General features: G+C 46.5%; 5 protein-coding genes. 4 read left to right on the top strand and 1 reads right to left on the bottom strand.

The window, feature by feature from the left end; all coding sequences use genetic code 11:
• Positions 1 to 375: 375 nt before the first annotated feature.
• Positions 376 to 3,132 carry an NHL repeat-containing protein gene (locus QUB56_RS13020; protein WP_332955636.1) on the bottom strand — a complete coding sequence of 919 codons (2,757 nt, stop codon included), beginning with the start codon at positions 3,130 to 3,132 and terminating at the stop codon, positions 376 to 378.
• Positions 3,133 to 4,303: 1,171 nt separating this feature from the next.
• Here QUB56_RS13020 and QUB56_RS13015 point away from each other — a divergent pair.
• From QUB56_RS13015 to ftsY, 4 genes are all read left to right on the top strand, one after another.
• Positions 4,304 to 5,536 (top strand): transposase, encoded by a 1,233-nt coding sequence (locus QUB56_RS13015; RefSeq protein ID WP_332955634.1) that lies wholly within the window; start codon positions 4,304 to 4,306, stop codon positions 5,534 to 5,536.
• Between the two features lie 70 nt (positions 5,537 to 5,606).
• Complete coding sequence (locus tag QUB56_RS13010) at positions 5,607 to 6,332, top strand: DUF502 domain-containing protein (RefSeq protein ID WP_332955632.1); 726 nt, start codon at positions 5,607 to 5,609, stop codon at positions 6,330 to 6,332.
• Positions 6,333 to 6,605: 273 nt separating this feature from the next.
• Positions 6,606 to 7,238, top strand: a complete 633-nt coding sequence (nusB, locus tag QUB56_RS13005; RefSeq protein WP_332955631.1) for a transcription antitermination factor NusB — start codon at positions 6,606 to 6,608, stop codon at positions 7,236 to 7,238.
• A 181-nt stretch (positions 7,239 to 7,419) separates the two neighbouring features.
• Entirely contained in the window at positions 7,420 to 9,180 is a 1,761-nt protein-coding gene (ftsY, locus tag QUB56_RS13000; protein WP_332955629.1) for a signal recognition particle-docking protein FtsY, read from the top strand.
• The last annotated feature ends 292 nt before the right edge of the window (positions 9,181 to 9,472 follow it).

The following is a 9,472-nucleotide window of genomic DNA, read 5'->3' as shown; positions in this document are numbered from 1 at the left end:
GAACTTCGAGGTCGAGCCTCGCTATGCGATATCAGCGAGGAAGAGCCTCAATTGCGGAGGAAAATTGGAGGCACAGCTTCCTTTCTCTGCGTTATCAGGTAGAGCCTGGGAACCCGTTAAACAACACAGTCAATCGATTTGAGATTTGAGATTTGAGATTTGAGATTGAACTTCGAGGTCGAGCCTCGCTATGCGATATCAGCGAGGAAGAGCCTCAATTGCGGAGGAAAATTGGAGGCACAGCCTCCTTTCTCTGCGTTATCAGCTAGAGCCTGGGAACCCGTCAAACAACACAGTCAACAGTCAACAGTCAACAGTCAACAGTCAACAATCACGGACGGTGCAACCGGAATCGATCTAATTTTCAATTAGAGGCTAAGCGAGCGACACAATACTAGCTCGATTGTAAGGCAATCTATTAGTCGGCAAAACCTCCAGACCAATTTGCAAGGAATCCAAAGCCGGATTTTGGGCCAGCACCTGTTGCGTCAAACTCTTATTAACAATTTCCCAGAAATCCGTTTCATTGGGATAATTAGTCAAGAAATTGTCGATGCTTGTGTAAATCGGCACAAAGTCTGGATATTCATCCTGCCTAATTCCGGGTTTGTACTGATATTTGACATCAATATTGAGGTTATTCAAACCCTGGTGAGCGATCGAGTAATTAGGAATCTTGAAATCCCAGGCTTCACCTAATTTACCATCTTGAGTGCGAGTAACGGTACTGCTGCGCTCGTAAGGCAATCGGTTTGTCGGTAAAACATCTAAATTAACCGTCAGCGACGAAATGGTCGGATTGTCAGCAAGCACTTTTTCGGTCAAATTTTTGTTAACAACTTCCCAAAAATCCGTTTCGTTTGGGTAGTTGACTAAAAAATTTTCAATACTATTGTAAATCGGCACAAAATCAGGATACTGAGAATTTTGAATCCCGTCTTTGTACTTATAATTTACATCAATATTCAGGTTGTTTAACCCTTGATGATTAATTGGGTAATTTGCCAAGGTAAAATTCCATTTCTGCGTCAGTTTAGCATCGGACGGAAAGAAAGAAATTCCTATTGGACGCTGTAGCTTGCTGTCGGGAGGGACAAAAATAGAACTGTTACTCGACCCAGGATTTCCCGATATTGGCAGCGGTTCGTCTGTCTTGCCATTATACCGCAAAACAGCGCCGGCATTGTTAGCATTAGCGCGGTTGTCAAAGCCCACTACAAACAAATTGCCGATCGGCGAAAAAGCCAAACTACCTAGATAATTGCTACTGGGCGAAGTATCAGTATAATTGGTAGATAAAACCTTGACCAATTCCCCGGTTTTTAAATTGTAGCGCCTGATATCGTTAGCAAAATCGCTGACATAAAGGTCGCCGTCAGCGGGGCCGATTGCCATTCCCAAAAGACTTGTAAATCCCTGACTGCGAGGCGAAGGATCGGGCGAAGCAAAGATACTTGACTGCCCGGTTTGCGGGTTGTAACGCAGCACCTGACTGAGGAAACCAGCGCTAAAATCTGCTTTACCATCGCGAGCAACACTCCCCTGGGTTGTCACGTACAAATTGCCATCAGGAGCAAACAGTAAACCGTTCGGGCCATTCAATCCTCCCGCTTGCTGATTTCCCGAAGCAAATACATCAATAAACTGTCCTGTTTTGCCGTTGTATCGGAGAATTTGGTCGCTCAAAAAACTGCTGACATAAAAATTACCGTCAGGACCAAAAGCTAAACCGTAAGGGCGAGACAATCCGCCAGTTTCATCGGCTGCCGTGTTCGGATTATCACTGACAAACTTGTCAATAAATGCGCCAGTAATTCCGTCATACCGCAATACGGCAGATGCTGTCGGTTCTCCGGAATTTCCGGGTTCTTCGCCGCTAGCAACGTAAATGTCTGACTTATTATCGCCATTGCCATCGGGTCCAAAAACGATCTGATCGGGATTGGACAAACCCCCGCTTCCCGGTGGAATAAATTCGCCTAGATAATTGCCGGTATTGCCGTCAAAACGAAGTACATTATTTCCCCTGGTATTGCCAACTAGGAAAGTTCCTTGAGGATTGCTGGGTTGAGTGCGAGTAACTTTGCTGGTGCGGTTGTAGGGCAAGCTTTGGCTTGGCAAAACGTTAAGATTGATATCAATTGCCGCCAAGGCAGGATTTTCATTGATGATATTTTGAGTCAAGTTTTTATTGACAATTTCCCAAAAATCTGTTTCGTTCGGATAGTTGATTAAAAAGTTATCAATGCTCTTGTAAATTTGCCGAAAATCTGGATATTCATTGGGGGTGATTTCCGGCTTGTACTGGTAACCTATATCAATATTTATCTTGTTCAATCCTTGGTGATTAATTGCGTAGTCTTTCAAGGATAAATTACCATCTTCTTTGAGTTGACCGGAACGACTGCGGAAAACTGTACTTGTGCGATCGTAGGGCAATCTATCTGTTGGCAAAACTTCAAGTTGAATGCTAATATCTGTTAGTCCCGGATTTTCATCAAGCACCTTTGCTGTCAAATTTTTGTTAACAATTTCCCAAAAATCTGTTTCGTTCGGGTAGTTAAATAGGAAGTTATCAATACTTTTGTAAATAGGCACAAAATCTGGATATTCGTTTTTGGTAATTCCCGGTTTTAAGCCGTAATCAACTTTGATATTTAGGGTGTTCAAACCTTGGTGGTCGATGGTGTAATCTTTAAAATTGAAAGCCCATTTTTCCGAAGGTAATAGGGAAGAAGTTCGGGATTGCGTGAGTTCGGGCCCGCCACTACTATCACCAACAGCAAAATTCATCCCTGTGAGTTCGTCTCTGTGAACTTGAGTGGAGACATCGGTCTGGGATTTTAGACTACTATCAAATTTAAGATTGTCGTCTGCTGACGGCGGCAGGCCGAAGTTGGTGAAGGGATCCAAAAGGTCGATCGCACTACCAGTCGCAGCAGCCTCCCAATCTAATTTTTGAGTCAAATTGTAGCTGGTATCAAATAAAGCCTTGGTATCGCCTACGGCAATTTTGCTACTTTGATTTAAGCGATCGAACTTACTGCCAAATAAGTCTGGTATTCCCGCTGAAACACCCGCAACATTTCCCTGAATAGGGTTTTCTTCAAACAGTCCTGCTGTCTTAAACATAAGCTATTTTTTGGGGACTCCCGCCACCGGAAATAAATTTGACTATATTAGTTCTGTACCCATGGCGGGCCAGAAAGCGGGTTTGATGGACGATTAGACTTCGTCCGAACCCGCACACTCGGTAAAAAAACCGATTTCGAGGCGTCGGAATGCGTCTAGGACTGTATATTTTACGGCTTTTCAAACTATAATCAAATAGTCTAACAAGGATCTTATCTTTTACAAAAATTAACCTAAGATATGTCCCCTTTCTCAATCACAGCTTTTTTGGCTTGTTCCACAAAAATTTGATTTTCCCTGTGGGGTGTTCTGCATTTATTAAACTTCATATTTCAATGCCGTATTCCCCAGTCGTCAAAACCTCTCCCCCTGTCCCCTTCTCGCCCTCGGACCCTCGAACATAATAGACAATCTAGGATGGTGCAGCAGCTTAACCCGCCCCACCCTCAAAATTCATGGGTGGAAGAAGCCCAAAAGCACTCTACAGGAAACGCCCCGCCTCCATCAGCCTCAACGCTGCTGTGAGCTTATTTGTTCGCTGCGGAGCTAAATTGTCTTAAAATATACAATAGGGTAAAGTGGTTCAGGGATCGCGCATATTAAAGACAGCCACTAATTTGCAATAATTCTTTACAATACAAGTACAGGACAAGGAGTCACTACCCCCTAACTCTTCCCTGAAGAAAGGGTGCTCAAAGGTCGGATGGAAAACTATAAAAATGGTCAATTTCACTCTTCGCTCGTGGAGTTTCTTCCTTCTCCTAAACGGGAAACCCCGCGCTCTACCTGTACTCAGGTGAGCGTCGGGATGAAAGGCGCCTGAGTCAATCGATTTTAGATTTTAGATTTGAGATTTTAGATTGACCCCACGGATAAATGCGAAGGCTTGAGGATTTTCGATTTTCGATTTGGGATTGATTCCACGGATAAATCACGTGGCGGGTACCACCTTTGAAATTCGCTTGTCAAGGGGTTCGACACCCCGCAGACGAACAATTATCTTCGCTTTTAGAGGTAACTTTTAAGCTTCTTATCAACTCCCTTAAAACTTCTGTTTTTCCTCTTTCTGTCTCACTACAATATGATTCAAGCAATTCAAACTCCTTGTCCGAAAGCTGAAAAGTAATCTTTTTCATTGTATTTACTGGCTTATATATGGTACAATTATGTCATGATAACAGCCCATCAGTACAAATTACGCCCGAACAAAGAGCAAGCCAGTCAATTTGACGATTGGCTAGGCTTGTTGCGTATGCAGTATAACTGGAGGCGGCCAGAGCAGTTCAACTGGTTTGAGTCCACTGGAAGTCCCGTTAATTTTTGCTCTCTTGTATCATGCAGTATCGCTCCAATAGTCAAACAACCTGACTATTATTGGCAGAAGAAAGACTTACTGAATACCAAAAAGCTATTCCCTGCATACGCAGGCATTCACTCTCAGGTATTGCTCAATTGCATTGAGAGAGTCAAGAAAGCTTTTGACAGGTATATCAAGGCGGATTCGTCAGACAAGGGTTCTGGCAAGCCAAGCTTTAAAGGTAGAAGCAGACATCACCGCTTCACCTACACCCAGATGCAGCAGGACTGCATTAAAGGTAATCGCATCACATTGCCCAAAATTGGTGATGTGAAGATTATCCTGGATCATCCTATTCCTGATGGCTTCAAAATCAAAACTGCGACTATCGTATTTGCTGCTGATGGCTACTATGTGACCTTAACTTTGCAAGATGAATCAGTGCCAGTAATTAGCCCTGATTTCAATCGTGAAAAGGTAGTGGGCATTGATATGGGACTCAAGGATTTTTTGAATACCAGTGAGGCCGATACAGTGCCAATTCCTCAGTTGGCCAGGAAAGCTGGAGCGGTTAAAAAGCGATTAAACAAGTCTGTTTCTCGTAAGAAGAAACGCAGTAATCGCAGAGGTAAGGCGGTTAAACTTGGGTCTAGACATTATCAGAAAGTGGCTGGCCAAGGTAAAGATTTTCATTACAAGACGGCAAAGCAATTACTTGATAGGTACCACGTAATTGGCTTTGAAGACTTGAATGTAAAAGGTTGGGCGAAAACTAGGTTTGCGAAATCTATTCGAGATGCTGGTTGGAGTGAATTTCTAGCTATTGTGGCAGGCCAGGCCAAAAGTGCTGGCAAGATGACTATAGCTGTGCATCCAAACGGCATAACCCAAAACTGTTCTAGTTGGGGTACTCGCATCCCTAAAACCATTGCAAACAGATGGCATAGTTGCCACCTCTGCGGTTGGGAATTGGATCGGGATGTGAATGCTGCGATTAATGTTAAAAACATTGCTGTCGGGCGGAGAGTGATTAAAGCGAGCCTGTGTGTTTCCTATGTAGACGCAGGATTAGCTCAGAAGTCCACCCTATACTCGTCTACGAGTTAGGGCGCTTGAGCCGTCATTCTCAGGTTTGTTCACCTTATTGGCAATCAGTTACGAGGAGATTTGACCCGCCGTGCTCCAACGCATCAAACAAGACTTAAAAAACGACCTGATCGCAGGTCTACTGGTAGTGATTCCCTTAGCTACCACCATCTGGCTGACAATTACCGTCGCCAGTTGGGTGATCAATTTTCTCACCAAAATTCCCAAGCAGATCAACCCTTTTGACGGACTCAACCCGATTTTGGTGAATCTGCTAAATCTCTTAGTAGGGCTGGCTGTACCCCTGCTGAGCATATTAATCATCGGTTTAATGGCCCGCAACATTTTCGGCAAGTGGCTGCTAGACTTTGGCGAACGGCTGTTGCAGGCAATTCCCTTAGCGGGTTCGGTTTACAAAACCCTCAAACAACTGCTGGGAACCCTCCTCAAATCAAACGACAAATTTCGCCGCGTGGTGTTAGTGGAATATCCCCGCCGGGGAGTCTGGACTTTAGCATTTGTGACCGGTACGATCGAGACTAACGATATGCCGCCTCACCTGTCGGGCGAAACCCCGATCGGCATTTTCATCCCCACCACTCCCAATCCCACCACTGGATGGTACGCTATAGTCCCGGAGGCAGATGTAGTCAATTTGTCAATGTCGATCGAAGATGCCTTTAAAGTCATCATCTCTGGTGGCATCGTCAACCCCAGCAACTCAGTTCCCGTAACCCCCGAAAAAATCAAGGGCAAAACACTCGAACCCTTAGTATCCGAATCAAGATACCAGCCCGTCCCAGTCGAAGAAGAGTGAACCAAGACATCTTTAGTGACCCGCGCCGGTCGTGTAAACTTTCTCCATAGCAGATAAAATTTGGACAAAACCAGCCCAAACCGAGAAAGCCTATACTCAGAAACCCGGTTTCGAGCATAAATCTTGGGTTTGAGGGCTAAGTATCTGTAAACTACCCGCCGCTGGCGAGTCAGACGGCTAGTATTGTACCGCTTTTAGTTGAGTTTTCTGCTAAAGTTCAAGTCCGCGCGCGATCGAAAAACTTCCTAAATTCTCAATTGTTATCTAAAAACTATGAAAAAAGCCCGCGAAACAGCACGCGAACTCGCCCTCCTCGGCATCAGCCAACTGCCGACGAATCCAGAACTCTTAGAAGCCAAGAAACTGCAAGATGTTGTCCTCGCCGCCATCCGCGCCCTGACAACAGAAGTTCAAGAAGCCCTAGAAGCAGCAGCATCCGAAGTGCAGCGGAGTAGCGACAAACTGCTGGCGAGCGAAATCCGCGCTGCCGATATACAAAGTTCTAGGGCAATGGTGCGGGAAGCAGTGGAACTCGCCCAAACCGCGATCAACCGTCTCGGTTCCGCAATGGAGTTTCCAGAACTGATCCAGCTAGCCAACCAGCAAGATGTCCGCACCTATGCTTTGCAAATCCTGACGAAAGTCAGCGCCAACCGTGTTCAAATTGACGAATTGCTCTCGGAAGCGCTGGTAGACTGGCAAATAGAACGTTTGGCCCGGATCGATCGAGATATCATGAGAATCGCCATCGCCGAAATCCTATATCTCGGCTTAGCCGAACAAGTCAGCGTCAGCGAAGCCGTCCAACTCGCAAAACGCTACAGCGGCGACGAAGGACATCGCTTTATCAACGGAGTCCTCCGCCGAGTAGTCGATAAAATCAACGCAGAAGTTGTTAATCAGTAGTCCTCAACCATCACTCAAGAGTCTGTAGGGTGCCCGAACGGCCGCGCACCTTACCCCGCAGTCTGTAGGGTGCCCGAACGGCCGCGCACCTGAGGCGGAGTCATGAGCAATCCGCAATCACCAATCAGCAATCGGCAATCCGCTTTAAACTAGGGACTAATAACTATATTCCCAATTTCCTATGGTTTTTAATTGGTTTCGTCGCCAGTACAGCGAAAGCAAATCTTCTGAACAAGAGACACCCCCCGAACAGCCGCCAGATGAGCCGGCAAAATCCGCACCGATTGAGCCTCAAACAGATACAACAGACCAAAGCTCTCCTGCTGTAGCCGAAGATTATCTCAATTGGGCTAAAGCTGCTTACAAAAATATTCAAAAACAGCAAAAGCCCGAAACAGAAGTTTCAGAGACAGCAGGGCCCGAGGTTCCCGCAGCCTCCACAGAAATCGCGACAGTTGCAGAAGTTGCAGAAGCGCCGACTATTGAAGTAAGGGAGGCTCCCGAACTCGAACCAGCACCCACAGCACCAACTGTTGCAGAACTTCTAGAAGTGGCAGCACCTTTCTCGGCACTTGAAGCTACCGATGCGATCGAACTCGATGCAGCAGAGCCTGCAGAAATTGCAGAAACTCTGCAACCAACAGCCGGGGCGATCGACATTGCACCTATGGCTCAACAATTAGAAGTTACAGCAGAAAATATAGAAATTGCCGAACCTGCAACTGAGGTTGTAGAAACCGAATCACTCCCATCCGACGGCGAAGTAGCCGAAGCCCTGCCGTTTTGGGCCAGAGCTCAGGCAGATCGGATGGAGCGCATCGAACGCCTCAAAGAAACCGCAATTGAAGAACCAGAGGCAATTGCAGCCGCCGCCGAAAGAGCCGCAATTATCGAAGAAATTCCCGGTTTCGCCTTTGACGAAGGCTTCCTGTGGTCTTCAGAAATCTTAGCCAGTCAAGGCCGCCGCCCAGACCAAGTATCCGTTGAAGAAATCACTTGGCTGCAAAAACTGCGGAAAGGCTTAGAAAGAACTCGCCGCAGCTTAATTAATCAACTAAAGGCGATCGTCGGTCAAGGCCCGCTCAATCAAGACGCGGTAGCGGAAATTGAGACTTTGCTGCTACAAGCCGATGTCGGAGTCGCAGCCACCGACATCATTATCACTCGCCTCCAAGAAAGACTCAAACAAGAAGTGCTGCCGCCAGAACAGGCTCTAGCCTACCTCAAAACCATCCTGCGCGACATTCTCGACGCTCCCTGTGCCTCCACCGCCGCCCTTCATCCCGCCTACAGCCTGACATTTGCCCCGGAAAAAGACACTTTCAACATCTGGTTAATCGTGGGAGTCAACGGTGCGGGCAAAACTACGACGATCGGCAAACTAGCGCACATTGCTCAAAAATCCGGCTACAAAACCCTGATTGCTGCCGCCGACACTTTCCGCGCTGCCGCCGTCGAACAGGTGAAAGTTTGGGGCTCCCGCAGTGGGGTCGAAATTATTGCCAACCCCGGGAAGAATACCGATCCGGCTGCTGTTGTGTTTGATGCGATCGCCGCCGCCAGCGCCCGAGGCACAGAACTGCTGATCGTAGACACCGCAGGCCGCCTGCAAAACAAAAAAAATCTGATGGACGAATTAAGTAAAATCCGTCGCATTGTAGATAAGAAAGCTCCAGGCGCTACCGTAGAATCTCTACTGGTCTTGGATGCCACACTCGGTCAAAATGGTTTGCGACAGGCAGAAGTATTCGCAGAATCGGCAAAATTAAGCGGAGTAGTATTGACAAAACTCGACGGTTCTGCTAAAGGTGGTGTTGCCCTAGCTGTTGTGCAGCAGCTTGGTCTGCCAATCCGGTTTATTGGAGTCGGGGAAAGCATCGAAGACTTGCGTCCGTTTTCTAGTTACGAATTTGTGGAAGCCCTACTCGATTTTAGATTTTAGATTTTAGATTTTAGATTGATGAGGTATCTGTGGTCGTCCCCATTTTTGGAGGCGGATACAGAGGTTCAAAATCTCAAATCCTTAACCTTAAACTACCATCGCAGGACTTGCGCCGATCGCCACCCGGTGGCGAGTAAAAACTAAATATCTAGAAACAATACCTTCGTTCATTTATTACTTGGTTGGGATCAAAGCGCGAGTCATATCATGGACGGTTACACCGTCCGTGATGTTGACGGTTGACGGTTGACGGGTCACTGTCAACTGTCAACCGTCAAGTAGAATTTATTAT

It is taken from the genome of Microcoleus sp. AR_TQ3_B6, assembly GCF_036702785.1.
GTDB lineage: Bacteria > Cyanobacteriota > Cyanobacteriia > Cyanobacteriales > Microcoleaceae > Microcoleus.
The sequence above is the reverse complement of the archived record's forward strand: the minus strand, read 5'-3'. Positions and strand labels throughout refer to the sequence as shown.